The organism is Falsiroseomonas oryzae, assembly GCF_027856955.1.
Taxonomy (GTDB): Bacteria; Pseudomonadota; Alphaproteobacteria; order Acetobacterales; family Acetobacteraceae; genus Falsiroseomonas; species Falsiroseomonas oryzae.
In genome coordinates, this window is the sequence record NZ_JAPSMD010000068.1 from 1 (window position 1) to 18,438 (window position 18,438).

Here is an 18,438-nt window from a genome sequence, read left to right on the forward strand (position 1 = left end):
GGTCTCCGCGAGGCGCATGGCAGGCTCGGCGGGGTTGGCGCCGGCCGGGGCCAGGGCCGCGCCCGCCTCGGGCAGGGCGGCGATGCGGGCAACGGCCGGGTCCGCGATGGCGGCTGTCGGCGTCCGCAGCAACTCGCCGGCGGTCGCCGGGACCGGCTCCGTCACGACGGAGCCGGCGGAGCCACCCGGGACGAGGCGGGAGGGGCCGGCCACCTCCGCGCCGGTGCCGGAGCCGACGACGTCGGGCCCGGGATCCGGCGTCCACCGCCAGGAGACGCCGGTCGTGCTCGCAAGGTCCTCGAGGAACGCCGCGAAACGGCCGTCGCCCTGCCCCGACGCCGGGTCACCCGCGGCGTCGGCGCCCTCAACGGGACCGAACTCCCAGGCGCGCTCGGCCGCGCGCATGGCGACCAGGGCCGCCGCGAAGATGCCGAGGGTGGTGATCTCTCGCGCGGTCGGGGCGTCCGGGCGCAACAGGTGCCGGCGGGCGCGGTGCCAGCGGGCCAGGCTCTCCGCCTCCTCATGCGCGGTGAACATCCGGCGCGCCGGCTGCGGCCGGGCGGGCCGCTCCTCGATGAAGGGCGCATCCGCTGCCCCGCCGCCGCTGGCCCGCGAGATCCAGACCCGCCTGACGAACGCCATGTTTCCTCCGCACCGAGCGACTGCGCGGGCAGGGAAACGCAGGATCGTCCCTTATGGTATACGAATCATGCGATCATTCCGCCCGCTCGCGCCACAGCTGCGTGAGCGGCGGGGCGGCTGGCGACGCGCCGGCGACAACGGAAAAGGGCGGTCGCTTGCGCGACCGCCCCCGATAGCCTGGCAGTGCCGAAGCGTCAGACGCTGCGACGACGAACCACGCCGGCCAGCGCCAGCAGGCCCATGCCGAACAGGCCCAGCGCCGCGGGCGCCGGCACGTTCGCGACCGTGATGTCGAAGGCGTAGATCAGGTCGTTGTAGTCGAAGTCCGGCTCGGTCGGGCAGGTCGCGAAGGTGCAGAGCACGCGATCCTCGAAGCCGATGAACACGATCGAGCTGCCGGGGCGGTTGGCCTGCACGGTGGCAATTGCCGCCGCGGCGGCGGCGGGCAGCGCGCCCTGGCCGAAATCGGCGTAGTTGAACGACGCCTTGGCCGCATAGACGTTGGTGTTGGTGGACGGCGCGAGATACTGCACCCCGGTGTCCAGGATCTGCGGGTAGCTCTGGTTGTCCAGGCGGAACACGATCGGGCCGGGCGAGCCGAAGCCGAGCGGCAGCGGAAAGCCCGTCGGGCGGATGGTGCCGACCGGATCGGTGTTGTTGTTGAACAGCAGGTTGGACGTGGTGAAGCCGTCCTGCGACCAGGACAGAGTGCTGGTGTCCGCCGCCTCGGTGAAGACGAAGATCGCGGCGGCGTTGCCAGGCACACCCGCCGGGATCGTCACCGAGGTGACATCCACCAGGGCAGCGTTCGCGCCGCCCGTGAAAGCAATGCCGATCGCCGCAGCGCCGGCCAGCAGAAACTTGCGCATGATATCCCTCTCCCTCGCGGAGCAGTTCGAAACTGCCACGAGGGTTAGCAAGGGTCATGCCAGAGCACTAAGCTTCTGTTATCATTGGGCCACGCAAGGCCACACGCAGCGGCTGTAAAGTTCCTCGACACGCTCGCGTGATCGCCAGAGGCGAATCACGCGAGACATGTAAGAAACTCCGACAGGCCACTGCCCCCGGCGACAGGCCGTGAACCCGGCCTTCCGGCCGGGCGGCAGTCAGGTCCGGCGGCGGCGCGCCACCCCGGCCAGGCCCAGCAGGCCCATACCGAACAGGCCGAGCGCCGCCGGCGCCGGCACGTTCGCGACCGTCACGTCGAAGGCGTAGATGAGGTCGTTGTAGTCGAAGTCCGGAACCGTCGGGCAGTTCAGCGGCGCGCCCGTCGTGCAGAGCACGCGGTCCTCGAAGCCAATGAACACAATCGAGCTGCCGGGACGCGCGGCCTGCACCGTGGCAATCGCCGCCGCGGCGGCGGCAGGAAGCGCACCCTGGCCGAAATCAGCGTAGTTGAAGGACGCCTTCGCGGCATAAACCAGCGTGTTGGTGGACGGCGCGAGATACTGCACCCCGGTGTCCAGAACCTGCGGGAAAGACTGGTTGTCGAGGCGGAACGCGATGTTGCCGGGGGCGCCGAAGCCGAGCGGCACCGGGAAGCTGGGCGGCGCGATCGTCCCGATCGGATCGCTGTTGTTGTTGAACAGCAGGTTCGTCGTGGCGAAGCCGTCCTGCGACCAGGACAACGTGCTGGTGTCCGCCGCCTCGGTGAAGACGAAGATCGCCGCCGCATTGCCCGGAAGGCCACCCGGGATGGTGACCGTCGTCACATCCACCAGGGCCGCCTGGGCCGCCGGGGCGATTGCCAAGCCGAGCGCTGCGGCACCGGCCAGAAGAAGCTTCTTCATCTCTCGCTCTCTCTCCCGGAAGGGATCCATCGTTGCGAAGCGAGAGAAGCAAGCCCCGTGCCAGACTCTTTCAGCATTGATTTTGCCGGTTTTTTCGACGGCGACGTCGAGAGAGTTCCTGACTTTGTAAACTCCTTCGACGCACAAAACCGCACAGACCCGCGGAATCCGACCCTTCGGCCTGTAAGGATTCCCGACAGCCCCCCCCGTCAGCTGGCGACGCGCCCGAACAAGGCGGTCAGCAGGGCGAACAGCCCGCCCCCCACCAGGAAGCCCACCAGCGTCCCGTTGATGCGGACGTATTGCAGGTCGCGCCCCACCCGCAGCTCGATCTTCTCGGTGACCGTCGCGGTGTCCCAGTTGCGCACCACGCCGGCGATGAAGTCCGACAGCCGGGTGCGGGCGTTGGGCAGCAGGGCCAGCAGCACCCCCTCCGCCGCGCGGTTCAGCCGCGCCCGGGCGGTCGGATCCTCAACCAGCACCGCCCCGAGATTGCCGAGCGCCCCGGCCAGCACCTGCACGGTCCGCCCCTCCGGATTGGCGGCATCGGCCTCCAGCGCGGCCCGCAGCCGGCCCCAGATGTCGCCGAGCCAGGCGGTGACGGCGGGGTGCGCCAGAGCCTCCCGCACCGCGCGGCCGACGGCGGCGGCGCGCTCGGGGTCGGCCTCCATCCGGGCGATCTCCGCGCGAACCCAGGCCTCGAAGGCCTGGCGGAGCTCGCTGTCGCCGGGTTCCACCCGGTCCAGCTCGTGGTTCACCGCCCCCAGCACGCGGCGGGCGATGGCCGCGCCGGCGATCCAGCCGACCAGCGTGCCGCCCTCCGCCCGCACCCGGGCCTCGATGGCGGATTTCAGCTGGTCCTCCTTGGCGGTCAGCACGGCCTTCAACTGGCCCACCGCGAGGTTGAACACCTCCTGGTGGCGGCCGCCCTCGATCAGCGCGGTCAGCGCCCGGGCGATCACCTTCGCCGCCCCGGGGCCGCCGGCCAGGCGCGGCACGACCCGCACCAGCAGCCGCTTCGCCCGCCCGTCCTCCACGCTGGCCAGCACCCGCGGCATGGCGGCGGCCAGCGCCACCGCGGCCGGCCGCGTCGCCTCCGGGTCGGCAAGGAAGTCGCCCAGGATCTTGCCGAGGTCGAGCCGGGCGATCACGCGGCGCACCTCCTCCTCGGTGAAGACGTGGTTGGCGACGAAGCGACCGAGGCCGGCGCCCAGCCTCTCCTTCTGGTTCGGGATGATCGCGGTGTGCGGGATGGGCAGGCCGAGCGGGTGGCGGAACAGCGCGGTCACCGCGAACCAGTCGGCGATGCCGCCGACCAGCCCGGCCTTGGCGGAGGCCTGCAGAAGGTCCGTCCAGTAGCCCGGCGGCATCCAGTAGGTGCCGACGAGCAGCCCGCCCATGCCGGCCAGCAGGCCGGTCGCGACCAGGCGGTGGCGTTGCAGCCCCCGCCGCAGGGCGGCCTCGGGGTCGGTCGGCGGCGGGATCGGAAGGGGATCGGGGCGGCCCTGCATGGCGCAGGGAGGTAGGCCGCGACATGGACTTTGCCCAGCCGGCCGGCAGCCGCTATACGGGATGCTACGTTATACGGTAGCCATGCGACACCTCCTCCCTTCCGATCCGCTGGACCTGTCGGCCGGCGCAGGCGCCCGGCTGGTGCTGGCGGCCGGCGTGCTGGCCGTACTGTGGGCGGCGGTCGCCTGGGCGATGCGGTCCTGACCATGCGCGGCCCCGAGCTCCGCATCGAGCACCTGACGGCGACCCATCGGCGCCACCCGGCGGTGCATCACCTCACGGCGCGCTTCGCGCCGGGCAGCCTGACCGCCATCGTCGGGCCCAACGGCGCGGGCAAGACCACGCTGCTCCGCGCCGTCGCCGGCCTGCACCGGCCGGATGAGGGGCGGATCGCGGTGACGCACCCTGAGGGCCGCCCATGCCGCCTCGCCCTGCTGCCGCAGCAGGCCGGCATGGACCGGACCTTCCCCATCCTCTGCCGCGACGTGGTGCTGCAGGGGCTCTGGTCGCGCCTCGGTCCCTTCCGCGGCGCCTCCGCTGAAGACCGGGCGCGCGCCTCGGCCGCGCTGGAAGCGGTCGGCCTCGGCGGCTTCGGGCAGCGGCCGGTGGCGGATATGTCGGCCGGGCAGTTCCAGCGCCTGCTCTTCGCCCGGCTGCTGGTGCAGGATGCCGACCTGATCCTGCTGGACGAGCCCTTCAACGCGGTCGATGCCCGCACCGCGGCCGACCTGCTGGCTGTCCTGAAGCGCTGGCACGGGGAAGGTCGCACCGTTGTCGCCGTGCTGCACGACCTCGACCTGGTGCGCGCGGAATTCCCGGACTGCCTGCTTCTGGCGCGAGAGAAGGTCGCCTTCGGCCCGACCGCGGAGGTGCTGAGCGCCGCCAACCGGCTGAAGGCGCGGATGATGGCGGAAGCCTGGGACGAGGACGCCGCCATCTGCGCCGGCCCGAAGGCCGCCTGACAGCATGTGCCCTCAGATGCCGGGCGGGCGCTCCGCGGCCTTGGCTTCGCGCCGGCCGATGGCGCGCCGGGCGGGGTTGAGGGTCTGGGCGCGGGCCGCATTCGCGGCCTCGGCGCGCTGACGCGCGCCGGGCATGCTGGAGGCGCTGCTCGGCCCCTTCGTCGAATTCGGCTTCATGCGCCGGGCCCTGGTGGGCTGCGTGGCGCTGGCCGTGGCCGCGCCGCCGCTCGGCGTCTTGCTCATGCTGCGCCGGACCAGCCTGACGGCCGAGGTCCTGGCGCATGGCGTGACCCCCGGCATCGCCGCCGGGTTCCTGGTGGCGGGGCTGTCCGTACCGGCCATGTCGCTGGGTGGGCTGGTGGCGGGGCTGCTGGTGGCGCTCGGCGCCGGCGCGCTCTCCCGCGCGACGGGCGGGCGGGAGGACGCGGCGCTGACCGCGCTCTACCTCATCGCGCTCGCGCTCGGCGTCACGCTGGTGTCGCTGCGGGGCGACACGGGCGACCTGACGCACCTGCTGTTCGGCCAGGTGCTGGGCGTGGACGACGCGGCGCTGCTGCTGATGGCGGGCGTCGCGACGATCACCCTGCCCGCGCTGGCCCTGGCCTGGCGGCCGCTGGCGCTGGAGACCTTCGACCCCGCCTTCGCCCGCGCCGAGGGCGCGCAGGGCGCGCTGTGGCACATGCTGTTCCTGACGCTGGTGGTGCTGAACGTGCTGGCCGCCTTCCAGGCGATGGGCACGCTGATGGCGGTGGGGCTGATGATGCTGCCGGCGGTCGCGGCGCGGCACTGGGCGCGGGAGTTGTCGGGCCTGGCCTATGCCGCGGTGGCGATCGCCGCGGCCTCGGCCTTCGCGGGGCTGCTCGCCTCCTACCACCTCGACCTGCCGTCAGGCCCGGCCATCGTGCTGACGGCGGGGCTGGCCTGGGCGGTCTCGGTCGTCGCGGGCCCTGTGGACGGGCTCGCCGCGCGCCTGCTGCGGCGGCCGCACCTGGCCGGCTGAAAGCTACGGCTTCCCCTTCTTCGACAGGGCGGTCAGCCGATCCAGCAGGCCGAGCGCGATGGCGCCCAGCAGGAACATCGTGTGGATCACGACGGCCCACATGATCGCCCGGTCGTCGTATTCCCGGACATCCATGAAGATCTGCAGCAGGTGGATCGAGGAGATGGCGATCAGCGCCGTCGAGAGCTTGATCTTCAGGTTGCCGGGATCGATGGTCGACACCCAGGAGGCCTTGCGCTCCTGCTCGTCGTTGGTCAGGCGCGACACCAGGCTGTCATAGGACGAGATCGCCACCATCACGACGAGGGAGGCGACAAGGGCGGAATCCAGCAGGTGGAGCAGGTCGATCAGCAATTGCGTGGCGTCCCCCGCCAGCGCACCGGCCGCGAACTTCCACAGCTTGGCCAGGAAGTGCACGGCATAGATGACCAGCGCGGCCGCAAGCCCCAGGAAGAACACCGCCAGGATCCAGCGGCTGCCGAGGATGACCTTGTCGAGAATCGCCTGCATGTCAGTCTCCGCGTCGGGCAGCATTAGCGCCCGGCCGCAACCGGAGGGAAGCATGACGATCCGCCGCATCGCCGAGGAGGAGCGCCTGTCCGGCGCGGTGGTGGGGGGCGGCCTGGTCTGGCTGGCCGGGCAGGTCGCCGACGACCCCTCTGCCGATGCAGAGGGCCAGACCGCCGACATCCTGCGCCAGATCGACGCCCTGCTGGCAGAAGCCGGCACGGACAAGCGCGCGCTGCTCTCCGCCACCGTCGTCCTGGCCGATATCCGCGACGCGCCGGCGATGAACCGCGCCTGGGACGCCTGGCTGGACCGCGGCCACAAGCCGGCCCGCATGACCATCCAGGCGCAGCTGGTGGATCCGCGCTGGAAGGTGGAGATCACCGGGGTCGCGCTGGCGCCGCGATGAGCGCGGCCCGACGCCGCGGGCTGACCCGCCTGACCGCCTGGCTGCGCGCCGTCCTGTTCACCGTCGTCCTGGCCGTGCTGACCGCCTGGGGCGTGGGCGACGACGGCCGCGTCATGCCGATGGTGGTCGTGGCCGCGGCGGCGCTCGGCCTCGGCTTCCTCTACTGGCTGTTCCCGCGCGGGCTGCACTTCGCCTTCGGCACGGCGACGGGGCTCGCCATCTATGCCAGCCTCTTCGTGGTGCTGAGCCGCGCCCAGTTCCCGCAGGCCCCCGACTGGTCCCGCGCGCCCGCCTTCCTGCTGCCGGTCTTCGCCTTCCTGGTCTCGGCGTGGTGGCGCCGCGGGGACCTGGCCGGGATCGTCGGGCGGGAGGACGAGCACGACCTGGCGGAACTGCCCCACACCCTGCGCTGGGTGCTGTTCACCGCCCTGATCGGCCTGGTCTGCTTCGTGTTGCCGGTCAACCGGCTGGAGCCCTGGGCCCAGGCCGCGGCGCTGCTGATCTCCATGGCCGCGATCGCCGGGATCGTGGCGCTGTCGGTGCGCGACGTGGTGCGGCTGCTGGTGGACGTGGCCCTGATCATGCACGAGGTCTCGGACCGCGCGCGCCACATGATGGTGCCGGCCACGGCCTTCCTTCTGATGTATGCGCTGCTCGTCGTGGTCTTCGCGGCGGCCTACCGGATCTCCGACGGGCTTTCGATCGTGTCGCTGTTCAACGGGCCGGGCGGGCCGATGCGGATCAGCTATTCGGACGCGCTGCATTTCTCCATCGCGACCCTGTCCACCGTCGGCTATGGCGACATCCACCCGCAGGACGACGGCATCCGGGTGCTGGCCAGCATCCAGGTGGTCCTGGGGCAGCTCCTGCTGCTGTTCGGGGTGGCCGAGATCCTCCGCGCGCGGCGCCGGCGGGGCGGGGCCGGCACGGAGTAGCCGGGCCGGCACGGGGAACGGGCGGCCGGGCGCGGCAGCCTCTCGACCGGACGCGCCGCGCCGGGCATTCTCCCGCCGATTGAAGGGGCGGCCGGGCCGGGTCCCGTGGCGTCCGGGCCACCATCGCGCCGGGTCCCGGTCGCGCTTCCGCCGCAATCCGCTGGCTATTCTCGACCCGAACCGGACATACGCGATGCATATCCTCCTCACCGGCGGCCTGGGCTTCATCGGGTCCGCCGTGATCCGCAACCTGATCCGCACCACCGACCATGTCGTCGTCAACGTGGACAAGGAGACCTACGCCGCCAGCCACGAGGCTCTGGAGGAGGCCGACGGCCACCGGCGCCACATCCACATCAAGGCCGACATCTGCGACCCGGAGGCGATGCGCAGCGCCTTCGCGCAGTGGCGCCCGCAGGTGGTGATGCATCTGGCCGCCGAGAGCCATGTGGACCGGTCCATCGACGGGCCGGCCGAGTTCATCCGCACCAACGTCGTCGGCACGCAGGTCCTGCTGGAGGCGGCGCGGGCGCATTGGAGCGGGCTCGAGGGCGCAGAGAAGGCCGCCTTCCGCTTCCACCACATCTCGACGGACGAGGTGTTCGGCTCACTGGACCATGGCGACCCGCCTTTCGACGAGAACACGCCCTACGACCCGCGCAGCCCCTACAGCGCATCCAAGGCAGCATCCGACCACCTGGTGCGTGCCTGGCAGCACACCTACGGCTTCCCCGCCTTCGTCAGCAACACGACGAACAACTACGGCCCCTGGCAATTCCCGGAGAAGCTGATCCCGCTGGTCGCGCTGAACGCGCTCGAGGGCAAGTCGCTGCCGGTCTACGGTGACGGGTCGAATGTGCGCGACTGGATCTACGTGGACGACCATGCCGAGGCGCTCTGCGCCGCGGCACTGCACGCCGGCAAGCCGGGCGAGACCTACTGCATCGGGCCGCGGCAGGAGCGGACGAACCTGCAGGTGGTCAAGGCGATCTGCGCCGCGCTTGACCGCCTGCGCCCAGATCCGGCCGGCCCGCGTGAGCGGCTGATCACCTTCGTGAAGGACCGCCCGGGCCACGACTTCCGCTACGCGATGGATCCGTCCCGCGCGGAAACTGCGCTGGGCTGGACGGCGCGGCACGACTTCGAGGCGGGGCTGGAGAATACGCTGCGCTGGTACCTCGAACACGAGTCCTGGTGGGCCCCGATCCGCGCGCGCCGCTATGCCGGGCAGCGCCTCGGGGTCGCGCCGCAGGCGAGCGGCGCCGCCACCACGACGGGTTGATTGGGTTGCAGGCGGAGCCTGCGATAGGCACGGCCTGACACGGACAGGAGCGCATCGGTGACGGATGGCTGGCGCGGCAAGCGCGTACTGGTGACGGGCGGCGCGGGATTCCTCGGCAGCGGCCTCTGCCATGCGCTGGCGGCGCAGGGCGCGCGGGTGGTGGCGCTGGACGCGATGATGCCGGATGGCGGGGCCAGCCCGCTGAACCTGGAAGGCAGCAACGTCATGCTGGTGCGCGGCGACATCCGCGACGCCGAGCTCCACTCGCTCTGCCAGGGCATCGACGTGCTGTTCAACATGGCGGCGCAGACCAGCCATATGGGCGGCCAGCGCGACCCGGTGGCGGACATCGCCATCAACGCGGTGGCGCAGGTGCGGCTGGTGGCGGCGATGCGGGAGGCCGCGCCGAAGGCGGTCGTGGTGCACGCCTCCACCCGCCAGTTCTACGGCCGCCCGCAATACCTGCCGGTGGACGAGAAGCACACCGTCAACCCGCCGGACGCCAACGGCGTGTCGAAGTGGGCGGGCGAGCAGTACTGGCTGCTGGAGCATCGCGTGCACCACCGCCCCGTTGTCTCGCTCCGGCTCACCAACTGCTACGGCCCGCGGCTGCGCATCAAGGACGCGCGGCAGACCTTCCTGGGCATCTGGATCCGCCGCGTGCTGGAAGGCGAGCCCTTCGAGGTCTGGGGCGGCGACCAGCTGCGCGACCTGACCTACCTGGACGATGTGGTGGACGCCTTCCTGCGTGCCGCGCAGCAGGCCCATCGTCCGGAGGTGGGCGGCAAGGTGTTCAACATCGGCGGGTCGCCGCCGCTGTCGCTGCGCGACCTGGCGGAGCGGCTGATCGCCGCGAATGACGGCCAGGGCAGCTACGAGACCAAGGAATTCCCGGCCGATCGCGCGCCCATCGACATCGGCAGCTTCGCCGCCGACGACCGCGCCTTCCGTGGCGCCACCGGCTGGTGGCCGCGGGTGGACGTGGACGAGGGGCTGCGCCGTTCGCTGGAATGGTATCGTCCTCGGCTGGCCGAGTATGTGGCGTAGGGACCACGCAAGATGAACGCGACCACCATCACCGTCCCGCAGGCCGATCCCGGCGCGGGCTACCGCGCGCAGAAGGAGGCCATCGACGCCGCCGTGGCGCGCGCGCTGGCCTCCGGCTGGTACATCCTGGGCAAGGAGGGCGAGGCCTTCGAGCAGGAATTCGCCGCCTGGCAGGGCGCGGCGCGCGCGGTCGGCTGCGCCAACGGCACGGATGCGCTGGCGCTGGCGCTGCGTGGCCTCGGCATCGGGCCGGGCGCCACCGTCGCGACCGTCTCCCACACCGCCGTCGCCACAGTGGCGGCGATCGAGATGGTCGGCGCCACGCCGCTGCTGCTCGACATCGACCCCGAGACCTACACGATGGATCCGGACGAGCTGGTCTCCGTGCTGGAGGATCCGCCGCCCGGCCTGCCGCCAATCCGCGCGGTGATCCCGGTGCATCTCTACGGCCAGGCCTGCGACCTCGGCCCGATGCTGAAAGCGGCCGCGCAGCACGGCGTCGCGGTGATCGAGGATTGCAGCCAGGCGCATGGCGCGACGCTAAGCGGGACGAAGGTGGGCAATCTCGGCCGCGTCGCCTGCTATTCGCTCTATCCCACCAAGAACCTCGGCGCGCTGGGCGACGGCGGCGTGCTGACGACGGACGATGCGGCACTCGCCGACCGCATCGGCGCGATCCGCCAGTACGGCTGGAAGGAGCGCTACATCAGCGCCGAGGTCGGCGTGAATTCCCGCCTGGACGAGCTGCAGGCCGCGATCCTGCGCGTGAAGCTGACCGCGCTGGATGCCGGCAACACACGCCGCCAGGCCATCGCCCAAGCCTATGACGCGGCGCTGACCGGCAGCAGCCTGGCCCCGCCGGCGCGGCGCGCGGGTGCCGGCCATGTCTTCCACCAGTACGTGCTGCGCGTGCCCGAGCGCGCGGCGGTGATGGCGCGGCTGCGCGCGGAGGGCATCGCGACCGCGATCCACTACCCGCAGCCCGTCCACCTGCAGCCGGCCTATCGCGGCCGCACGCCGATGGGCCCGGCCGGCTGCGCGGAGACAGCGCGCGCGGCGGGGGAGGTGATGAGCCTGCCGATGTTCCCCGAGCTGACCGACGCGCAGGTGGACCGCGTCTGCGAGGCGCTGCGGCGGCTGTGAGCCGAGGGAGCGGGAGGGCCCTGCCCTTCCCGTTCCGTCCGACGCCGCGCGCCCCGGCCACGCCCAGGGCGAGGCCGACCTATGGCTCCAGAGGGATCCAGCTGCCGCCGCGCTGGCTGCTCTCGACGCAGGCCGCGACGAAGGCGATGCCGCGGGCGCCGTCCTCCACGGTCGGCACCAGGAGCGCGGCGGGATCGGGCGCGCGGCCTTCGAGGCGCGCCGCGATCTGTTCCGCGGCGTCACGGTAGATCTGCGCGAAGGCCTCCAGATAGCCTTCCGGATGGCCGGCCGGGATACGGGTTGCGTGGGCGGCGGCGGGGCTGAGCGCGCCGGCGCCGCGGGCCAGGATCCGTGGTGCCTCGCCGAGCGGCGTGACGCGGAGCTGGTTCGGATGCTCCTGCGCCCATTCCAGGCCGGCCTTCTCGCCATAGACGCGCAGCCGCAGCGCGTTCTCGTTGCCGGGCGCGACCTGGGAGGACCACAGCATACCGCGCGCCCCGCCCGCGAAGCGCAGTAGCGCCTGCGCATCGTCGTCCACGCGGCGGCCGGGAACGAAGGCGGTGAGCTCCGCGCACACGCTCTCGACACGCAGCCCGGTCACGAACTCCGCCAGGTTGTGCGCATGCGTGCCGAGATCGCCGAGCGAGCCCGCCGGCCCGGCCTGCGCCGGGTCCACGCGCCATGCCGCCTGCTTCTGGCCGCTCTCCTCGAGCGGGGTGGAGAGCCAGTCCTGCGCGTACTCCACCTGCACCACGCGAACCGCGCCGAGCTCGCCGGCGGCGACCATGGCGCGCGCCTGGCGCACCATCGGGTAGCCGGTGTAGTTGTGCGTCAGGGCGAAGACCAGGCCGCTCGCGGCCACGGCGCGCACCAGGTCGTGCGCATCGTCCAGCGTCGTCGTCAGCGGCTTGTCGCAGATCACGTGGATGCCGGCGTCCAGGAAGGCGCGCGCGATCGCATGGTGGCTGCTGTTCGGCGTGACGATAGCCACGGCATCGATCCCGTCCGGCCGCGCGGCCTCGGCCAGCGCCATCTCGCGGAAGCCGGCATAGGCGCGCTCGGGCGCGACGTGCAGCGCGGCCGCCGAGCGCCGGGCACGCCCGGCATCGCGGGAGAAGGCGCCGGCGACCAGCTCCCACCGATCGTCCATCCGTGCGGCAAGTCGGTGCACGGCGCCGATGAAGGCGCCCTCCCCGCCGCCGACCATGCCGAGACGCAGCCGGCGCATCTCAGCCGATCCCGAGCAGCCGGCGGTTCGCAGCCTCGTCCGTGCCTGCGGCGGCGAAGTCGTCGAAGGCCTTGTCAGTGACGCGGATGATGTGGTCGCGGATGAAGGCCGCGCCCTCCCGCGCGCCGTCCTCGGGGTGCTTCAGGCAGCACTCCCATTCCAGCACCGCCCAGCCCTTGAAGTCGTACTGGGCCAGCTTCGAGAAGACGCCCTTGAAGTCCACCTGCCCGTCGCCGAGCGAGCGGAAGCGGCCCGCGCGCTCCACCCAGGGCAGGTAGCCGCCATAGATGCCGACGCGACCATTCGGGCGGAACTCGGCGTCCTTCGCGTGGAAGGCGCGGATGCGCGCGTGGTAGATGTCGATGAAGGCGAGATGATCCAGCGCCTGCAGCACGAAGTGGCTGGGGTCGTAGAGGATGTTGCAGCGTGGATGGTCACCGACGGCCTCCAGGAAGCGCTCGAAGGTCGCGCCGTCGTGCAGGTCCTCGCCGGGGTGGATCTCGTAGCAGACATCCACGCCCTGCTCCTCGAAGGCGTTGAGGATCGGGCGCCAGCGCGCGGCGAGCTCGGCGAAGGCGGTCTCGATGAGGCCCGCCGGACGCTGCGGCCACGGATAGACGAAGGGCCAGGCGAGCGCGCCCGAGAAGGTCGCATGCGCCGTGAGGCCGAGGTTGCGCGACGCCTTCGCCGCCAGCGTGACCTGCTGCACCGCCCAGTCCTGCCGAGCCCGCGGGCGGCCGCGCACCGCCTCCGGCGCGAAGCCGTCGAAGGCGGCATCGTAGGCGGGGTGCACCGCGACGAGCTGGCCCTGGAGGTGGGTCGACAGTTCCGTCACCTCGAGCCCATGCGCGGCGAGCGTGCCGCGGACCTCGTCGCAATAGGCCTGGCTTTCCGCGGCGCGGGCGAGGTCGAAGAGCCGGGCGTCCCAGGACGGGATCTGCACGCCCTTGAAGCCGAGGCTCGCCGCCCAGCCCGCGATGCCGCCCAGCGTGTCGAAGGGCGCCACGTCGGCGGCGAACTGCGCCAGGAAGATGCCCGGTCCCTTCAGCGTGCGCATCACGCGGCCTCCCATTCCCGTCGCATGAACGCCAGCGCCTCGGCTGCCAGCGTGAACTCGTCGTCGAACATGCGCCGCCAGATCCGCGTCGCGGCCGACAGCGCCGGCAGGGCGAGGCCGAAGGCCTCGACGATCAGCGGGCCCTGGTAGCCGGCGGCCTTCAGCGCGGCGAAGTTGTCGCGCCAGCGCACCTGACCGCGGCCCGGCGTGGAGCGGTCGTTCTCCGAGACATGGACCAGCGCGATCCGGTCGGCATCCGCCGCGATGGCGGCGGCGACGTCCTTCTCCTCGATATGGGCGTGGAAGGTGTCGTAGAGCACGCCGGCATCGGGCGCCACGCGGCGCGCGAAGGCGGCGGCCGAGGCGAGGTCGTTCAGCAGGTAGCATTCGAAGCGGTTCAGCGGCTCGATCGCCAGCCGCACGCCGTGCGGGCGGGCATGGTCGGCGATGCGGGCCAGGATCTCCGCGCTGCGGGCGATCTCCTCCGCCGTCGGCCCGCTTCCTGTGAAGACGCCGATCGCGGAGTGGATGGGCCCCGACAGCGTCGGCGCGCCGAGCGCCGCGGCGCAGTCCACCATGGCGCGCAGTTGCGCCTCCCCCGCCGCGCGCAGGCCCGGATCGGCGTCCGCGATGTTCGCCTCGGGCCCGATCGCGGTAACGGCATGCGGCGTCAGGCCGAGGTTCCGCAGCCGCGCGCCGAGGCGCACATAGCCGTCCACGTCGGCCGTCTCGAAGACCGGCACCTCGACCAGGTCGTAGCCGATGGCCTTCAGCCGTTCGAAGACGGGCCAATGGCCCTCGGTGACCTCGGTGGTCCAGAGCAGCAGGTTCATCCCGTAGCGCATGGCGGCCTCAGCGATAGACCCAGTCGCGCAGCGCGAGCGAGATGGGCGGGATGTAGGTGATCAGCATCAGGCAGGCGACGACGACGCCGATGAAGGCGACGATCGGCGGGACGATGCGCTCCAGCGGGATGCGCGCGACGGTGCAGGCGGCGAAGAGGTTCACGCCGAAGGGCGGCGTGATGAATCCGATCGCCAGGTTCACCACCATGATGATGCCGAAGTGGACGGGGTCGATGCCGTACTGGATCGCGACCGGCACCAGGATCGGCGCCAGCACGATGATCGCCGCCGAGCCCTCGATGAACATGCCGATCAGGAACAGCACGATGTTCACGACCAGCAGGAAGGTCAGCGGGCTGTCGATGACGCCGAGCATCCAGGCGCCGATCGCGGCCGGGATGCCCTCGCGGTTGATCAGGAAGGCGAACAGGCCGGCCCAGGCGATGATGAAGAGGATGACGACGGAGGAGATCACCGACTTCTTCAGCACCGGCCCGAGGTCCCGCCAGCTCAGCTCCCGGTGCACGAACATGCCGATCACGAAGGCATAGCCGACGGCGATCGCGGAGGCCTCGGTGGGCGTGAAGACTCCGCCGTAGATGCCGCCGAGCACGACGACGGGCATCAGCAGCGCCCAGATGGCGCGGCGGAAGGCGGGCCAGGGGTCCACGCCGTCCAGCGCATCCTGCTTCCCGTGGCCCGTGAGCCGCGCCCAGACCAGCACGTAGGCGATCAGCGCGACGCCGATCAGCAGCCCCGGGCCGAAGCCGGCGATGAACAGCTCCCCGATCGACACGTCGGCCGCGACGCCGAACAGGATCATCGGGATGGAGGGCGGGATGATGACGCCGAGCTCGGCCGAGGTCGCCTGCAGCCCGGCCGCCCAGGGCTTCGGATAGCCCGCGCGCACCAGCGCCGGGATCATGATCGCGCCGATCGCGAAGGTGGTGGCGGTGGAGGACCCGGACACGGCCGCGAAGATCATGCAGGCCACGACGCAGGTCGCCGCCAGCCCGCCCTGCGTGTTGCCGACGATGGCGCGCGCCACGTCGATCAGCCGGCGCGAGATGCCGCCAGTGTCCATCAGGTTGCCGGCCAGGATGAAGAAGGGGATCGCGACGAGGGGGAACTTGTCCAGCACGACATAGAGCTGCTGGCCGATGATGACCGGGTTGATCGCGCCCAATACCTGGATGCCGAAGATGGCCGCGAGCCCGATGGACACCGCGATCGGCACGCTGAGCAGGAACAGCGTGCACATCACGACCAGAAGCGAGTGGGTCAGCATCGGTCGTCAGGTTCCGGTGTCGATCTCGCGCGGCGGCGGGTCGAGGGCGTGGGCGATCACCGCGATGATGGCGAAGGCCGCGCCGACCGGGATGGCCGCGAAGCCCCAGGACATGGAGATGCCGAGCGTCGGGTTCACGTTGAAGCGCGCGCGCTCCACCATCTCCCAGCCGTACCAGCCCATGTGCAGCAGCAGCACCAGCGCGCAGGCGGCGATCACCACGCGCAGGCCGCGCTGCCAGCGCCCGCGCAGCCGGTCCACGAGCAGGTCGATCGCGACCAGCGCGCCGGCGCGGAAGGTCGCCGCCGCGCCGAGGTAGACCATCCAGATCACCGCCATCTGCACCACCGGCTCCGACCAGGCAGTGGGCTGGCGGACGACGTAGCGCATGAAGACCTGGCCGATCGCCATGCAGGCGGCGAGCGCCAGCGCCGCGCAGGCCGCCCAGGTGACGACCGTGGTGGTCACACGGTCGACCGCCAGGACAGCGCCGCGCAGCGCCTGCATCAGCGCGCCTCCTGGATCCTGCGGATGTTCGCCTCGCCCAGCTCGCGGCCGAACTCGGCGAAGGCAGGCTGCAGGGCGCGGATGAAGCTGTCGCGGTCGAAGGTCTCCTGGATGGTCATGCCGCGCTCGCGCAGCGTGGCCAGGCCCGCGCGGTCCTGCTCGTCGGCGGCGTTGCGCATCACCGGGATGGATTCGCGCGCCGCCACGCGCAGGATCTCCTGCGTCGCCGCCGGCAGGCGGTTGAAGGTGGAGGGCGAGGCGACGAACAGCGCCGAGGCCACCAGGTGGCCGGTCATCGTCAGGTTGCGCTGCACCTCGAAGAAGCGGCTGGCGACATGGATCGAGATCGGCTGCTCGTTCGCGTCGACCACGCCGGTCTGCAGCGCGGCATAGAGTTCGTTGAAGCCGATCACCGTGGGCTGCGCGCCGAGCGCGCGGTACGCTGCGAGGTGGATCGGGTTGTTCTGCGAGCGGAGCTTCAGGCCGCGCATGTCGTCGGCGGTGCGGACCGGGCGGTTCGCGGTGATGTGGCGGAAGCCGATGTCGCCCCAGGCCAGGCCCACCAGGTTGCGCGGCGGCATGGCCGCGAGCAGCTCGGCGCCGAGCGGGCCGTCCAGCACGCTGCGCGCATGCGCGGGGTCGCGGAACAGAAAGGGCACGTCCAGGATGCGCAGCGCCGGCACGAAGGGGCCGGCCGCGGCGGAGGAGGTCACGACCAGGTCGATCGTGCCGATCTGCGCGCCCTCGATCATGTCGCGCTCGTTGCCCAGCGCGCCGGCGGGGAAGACCTGCACGCGGATGCGGCCCTGGGTCCGCTCCTGCACCAGGCGCGCGAAATGCTCGGCGGAGAGGTGGTAGGGCGAGGAGGTCGAGATGTTGTGGCCGAGTCGCAGCGTCTGCTGCGCGACGGCGGCCGCTGGCAGGCCGATGGCCGCGGCCAGCAGCGCGGCGAAGAATGCGAAGGTCCTCATGCGTGGCGTTCCCCCTGGGCAAGGGCCTGGCGGCCCCAAGGCGGAGCCTCTTGCCCCAGACGGCCCGGCGCCGCTTGCAGCCCCTGCCACTGGTAAATTTCTTAACTCGGCGCCATGTGACGTCCACCTGTCTGACGCAAGGGGGGATGCGCCATGCCGGACCGGCGGGCCGCAGGGCCGGAACGGGTTCGCCCGGCGGTGTTCCGCCAGCCTGGCTCGATGCTGTATGCTGACAATTGCCGCGCCCTCCAGGAAGCGGCGGCACGCGGCGAGACGCGGCTCGTGGCCTGGACCCGCGGCGGCTATCCGGGCCGCCCCCTGGAAGGCCGCCTGCCCGGCATCTGCACGATCGGCTTCTGGGATGCCCCGGCGCCGCAGCGCTGGGGCCTGGCGCGCCACTGCAACGAGGGCATCAAGTTCGCCTACCTGGCGCAGGGCACGCTCTCCCTCGAGGTGGACGGGGTGCCGCACCGGCTGTCGGCCGGCGATGCCTTCGTCATCCGCCCTTGGCAGCTGCACGCCATCGGCACGCCCCATGTCGGCGCCAACCAGCTGGTGTGGATGCTGCTGGACGTGGACATGCGCCGGCCGACGGATCGCTGGCGCTGGCCGCGCTGGCTGCTGTGGTCGGATGGCGATGCGCAGCGCCTGCACGACTACCTGACACTCAACGACCGCGCAGTGCTGCGGGCGCCGCCGGCTCTGGCCCAGGCCTTCCTGGAGATTCGCGGCCTGCTGGAACGGCAGTCCCCGGACACGGGGGAGGCGCGGATGATGGTCGCCGGCAATGCGATGCTGCTCGCGCTGCTCGACGCCATGGATGCGGCGCCGCCGCCTCTCGATGCGGCGGCGGCGACGACGCGCCGGACGGTGGAGTTGTTCCTGGCCCGCCTGCCGCTGGCCCTTGCGCAGGACTGGCGGCTGGAGGACATGGCGCGCGAATGCGGGCTGTCGCGCACGCGCTTCGCGCATTACTGCCGGCTGCTGACCAATGCGACGCCGGCGCAGCACCTGCGGCGGCTGCGCCTGCGGGAGGCGGAACGCCTGATCCGCGAGGAGCCGTCGCGCAGCGTGACCGACATCGCCTTCGCCTGCGGCTTCGGCTCCAGCCAGCATTTCTCGGCCGCCTATCGCGCCGAGTTCGGCGTGCCGCCGGGCCTGGTCCGCCGGAGGTTCGGCGGTGAGGGCGAACCGTCCGGCATGGCGGCGGGCGGCGTTCCCGGGCCTTGATCCCGGTCAGCCGGGGCGCCGGGCCGGGCCGCGCGTCGAACCGCGCCGGCACGCCCCGCGCGCGCCCCCGCGCTACAGCGGCA

General features: G+C 71.8%; 21 protein-coding genes. 9 read left to right on the forward strand and 12 right to left on the reverse strand.

Annotation, left to right across the window (positions count from 1 at the left end):
* The 4 genes from OZN99_RS09590 to OZN99_RS09605 form a co-directional block, all read right to left on the reverse strand.
* On the reverse strand, positions 1–642 hold a 642-nt coding region (locus tag OZN99_RS09590), incomplete at its 3' end, for a hypothetical protein (RefSeq protein WP_270934988.1).
* Between the two features lie 194 nt (positions 643–836).
* On the reverse strand, positions 837–1,511 hold the full coding sequence (locus tag OZN99_RS09595; protein WP_270934989.1) for a hypothetical protein: 675 nt from the start codon (positions 1,509–1,511) through the stop codon (positions 837–839).
* A 237-nt stretch (positions 1,512–1,748) separates the two neighbouring features.
* Positions 1,749–2,432: a PEP-CTERM sorting domain-containing protein gene (locus OZN99_RS09600; RefSeq protein ID WP_270934990.1), complete on the reverse strand. Its 684-nt coding sequence runs from the start codon at positions 2,430–2,432 to the stop codon at positions 1,749–1,751.
* A 209-nt stretch (positions 2,433–2,641) separates the two neighbouring features.
* Positions 2,642–3,943 carry a DUF445 domain-containing protein gene (locus OZN99_RS09605; protein WP_270934991.1) on the reverse strand — a complete coding sequence of 434 codons (1,302 nt, stop codon included), beginning with the start codon at positions 3,941–3,943 and terminating at the stop codon, positions 2,642–2,644.
* Between the two features lie 82 nt (positions 3,944–4,025).
* Between OZN99_RS09605 and OZN99_RS09610 the strand changes: the two genes are divergently transcribed.
* The gene (locus tag OZN99_RS09610) at positions 4,026–4,148 is read left to right on the forward strand and encodes a hypothetical protein (protein ID WP_270934992.1); all 123 of its coding nucleotides are present in this window, start codon (positions 4,026–4,028) and stop codon (positions 4,146–4,148) included.
* A 2-nt stretch (positions 4,149–4,150) separates the two neighbouring features.
* Positions 4,151–4,906 carry a metal ABC transporter ATP-binding protein gene (locus tag OZN99_RS09615; RefSeq protein ID WP_270934993.1) on the forward strand — a complete coding sequence of 252 codons (756 nt, stop codon included), beginning with the start codon at positions 4,151–4,153 and terminating at the stop codon, positions 4,904–4,906.
* A gap of 12 nt (positions 4,907–4,918) precedes the next feature.
* Here the strand turns inward: OZN99_RS09615 and OZN99_RS09620 are convergent, their stop codons facing one another.
* Entirely contained in the window at positions 4,919–5,041 is a 123-nt protein-coding gene (locus tag OZN99_RS09620) for a hypothetical protein (protein WP_270934994.1), read from the reverse strand.
* Between OZN99_RS09620 and OZN99_RS09625 the strand changes: the two genes are divergently transcribed.
* Complete coding sequence (locus OZN99_RS09625) at positions 5,040–5,906, forward strand: metal ABC transporter permease (RefSeq protein WP_270934995.1); 867 nt, start codon at positions 5,040–5,042, stop codon at positions 5,904–5,906. The two genes, OZN99_RS09620 and OZN99_RS09625, sit on opposite strands and share 2 nt — an antisense overlap.
* A gap of 3 nt (positions 5,907–5,909) precedes the next feature.
* On the opposite strand, the gene OZN99_RS09630 is transcribed toward OZN99_RS09625, so the two are convergent.
* On the reverse strand, positions 5,910–6,416 hold the full coding sequence (locus OZN99_RS09630; protein WP_270934996.1) for a TIGR00645 family protein: 507 nt from the start codon (positions 6,414–6,416) through the stop codon (positions 5,910–5,912).
* A gap of 52 nt (positions 6,417–6,468) precedes the next feature.
* Here OZN99_RS09630 and OZN99_RS09635 point away from each other — a divergent pair, with 52 nt between their 5' ends.
* The 5 genes from OZN99_RS09635 to OZN99_RS09655 all read left to right on the forward strand — a co-directional run bounded on the left by OZN99_RS09635 (position 6,469) and on the right by OZN99_RS09655 (position 11,229).
* Positions 6,469–6,822 carry a RidA family protein gene (locus OZN99_RS09635; protein ID WP_270934997.1) on the forward strand — a complete coding sequence of 118 codons (354 nt, stop codon included), beginning with the start codon at positions 6,469–6,471 and terminating at the stop codon, positions 6,820–6,822.
* Positions 6,819–7,757: a potassium channel family protein gene (locus OZN99_RS09640; protein ID WP_270934998.1), complete on the forward strand. Its 939-nt coding sequence runs from the start codon at positions 6,819–6,821 to the stop codon at positions 7,755–7,757. The genes OZN99_RS09635 and OZN99_RS09640 overlap by 4 nt, the downstream gene beginning before the upstream one ends.
* Before the next feature lie 193 nt (positions 7,758–7,950).
* On the forward strand, positions 7,951–9,039 hold the full coding sequence (rfbB, locus tag OZN99_RS09645; RefSeq protein ID WP_270934999.1) for a dTDP-glucose 4,6-dehydratase: 1,089 nt from the start codon (positions 7,951–7,953) through the stop codon (positions 9,037–9,039).
* 57 nt (positions 9,040–9,096) lie between these two features.
* Positions 9,097–10,086 carry an NAD-dependent epimerase/dehydratase family protein gene (locus tag OZN99_RS09650; protein WP_270935000.1) on the forward strand — a complete coding sequence of 330 codons (990 nt, stop codon included), beginning with the start codon at positions 9,097–9,099 and terminating at the stop codon, positions 10,084–10,086.
* Positions 10,087–10,098: 12 nt separating this feature from the next.
* Complete coding sequence (locus tag OZN99_RS09655; protein ID WP_270935001.1) at positions 10,099–11,229, forward strand: DegT/DnrJ/EryC1/StrS family aminotransferase; 1,131 nt, start codon at positions 10,099–10,101, stop codon at positions 11,227–11,229.
* Positions 11,230–11,308: 79 nt separating this feature from the next.
* On the opposite strand, the gene OZN99_RS09660 is transcribed toward OZN99_RS09655, so the two are convergent.
* From OZN99_RS09660 to dctP, 6 genes are read right to left on the reverse strand one after another with little or no spacing between them, the layout of a single operon-like run.
* The gene (locus OZN99_RS09660) at positions 11,309–12,457 is read right to left on the reverse strand and encodes a Gfo/Idh/MocA family protein (RefSeq protein WP_270935002.1); all 1,149 of its coding nucleotides are present in this window, start codon (positions 12,455–12,457) and stop codon (positions 11,309–11,311) included.
* Position 12,458: 1 nt separating this feature from the next.
* On the reverse strand, positions 12,459–13,514 hold the full coding sequence (locus OZN99_RS09665; protein WP_270935003.1) for a sugar phosphate isomerase/epimerase family protein: 1,056 nt from the start codon (positions 13,512–13,514) through the stop codon (positions 12,459–12,461).
* Positions 13,514–14,359: a sugar phosphate isomerase/epimerase family protein gene (locus OZN99_RS09670; protein ID WP_270935004.1), complete on the reverse strand. Its 846-nt coding sequence runs from the start codon at positions 14,357–14,359 to the stop codon at positions 13,514–13,516. Before OZN99_RS09670 ends, OZN99_RS09665 begins: the two co-directional genes overlap by 1 nt.
* A 7-nt stretch (positions 14,360–14,366) precedes the next feature.
* Positions 14,367–15,647: a TRAP transporter large permease gene (locus tag OZN99_RS09675; protein WP_270935005.1), complete on the reverse strand. Its 1,281-nt coding sequence runs from the start codon at positions 15,645–15,647 to the stop codon at positions 14,367–14,369.
* Positions 15,648–15,653: 6 nt separating this feature from the next.
* Positions 15,654–16,154 carry a TRAP transporter small permease gene (locus tag OZN99_RS09680; RefSeq protein ID WP_270935006.1) on the reverse strand — a complete coding sequence of 167 codons (501 nt, stop codon included), beginning with the start codon at positions 16,152–16,154 and terminating at the stop codon, positions 15,654–15,656.
* Positions 16,154–17,125, reverse strand: coding sequence for a TRAP transporter substrate-binding protein DctP (gene dctP / locus OZN99_RS09685; RefSeq protein WP_270935007.1), 972 nt, complete (start codon positions 17,123–17,125; stop codon positions 16,154–16,156). Before dctP ends, OZN99_RS09680 begins: the two co-directional genes overlap by 1 nt.
* A gap of 219 nt (positions 17,126–17,344) precedes the next feature.
* Between dctP and OZN99_RS09690 the strand changes: the two genes are divergently transcribed.
* Positions 17,345–18,355: an AraC family transcriptional regulator gene (locus tag OZN99_RS09690; RefSeq protein ID WP_270935008.1), complete on the forward strand. Its 1,011-nt coding sequence runs from the start codon at positions 17,345–17,347 to the stop codon at positions 18,353–18,355.
* Positions 18,356–18,438: the final 83 nt, after the last annotated feature.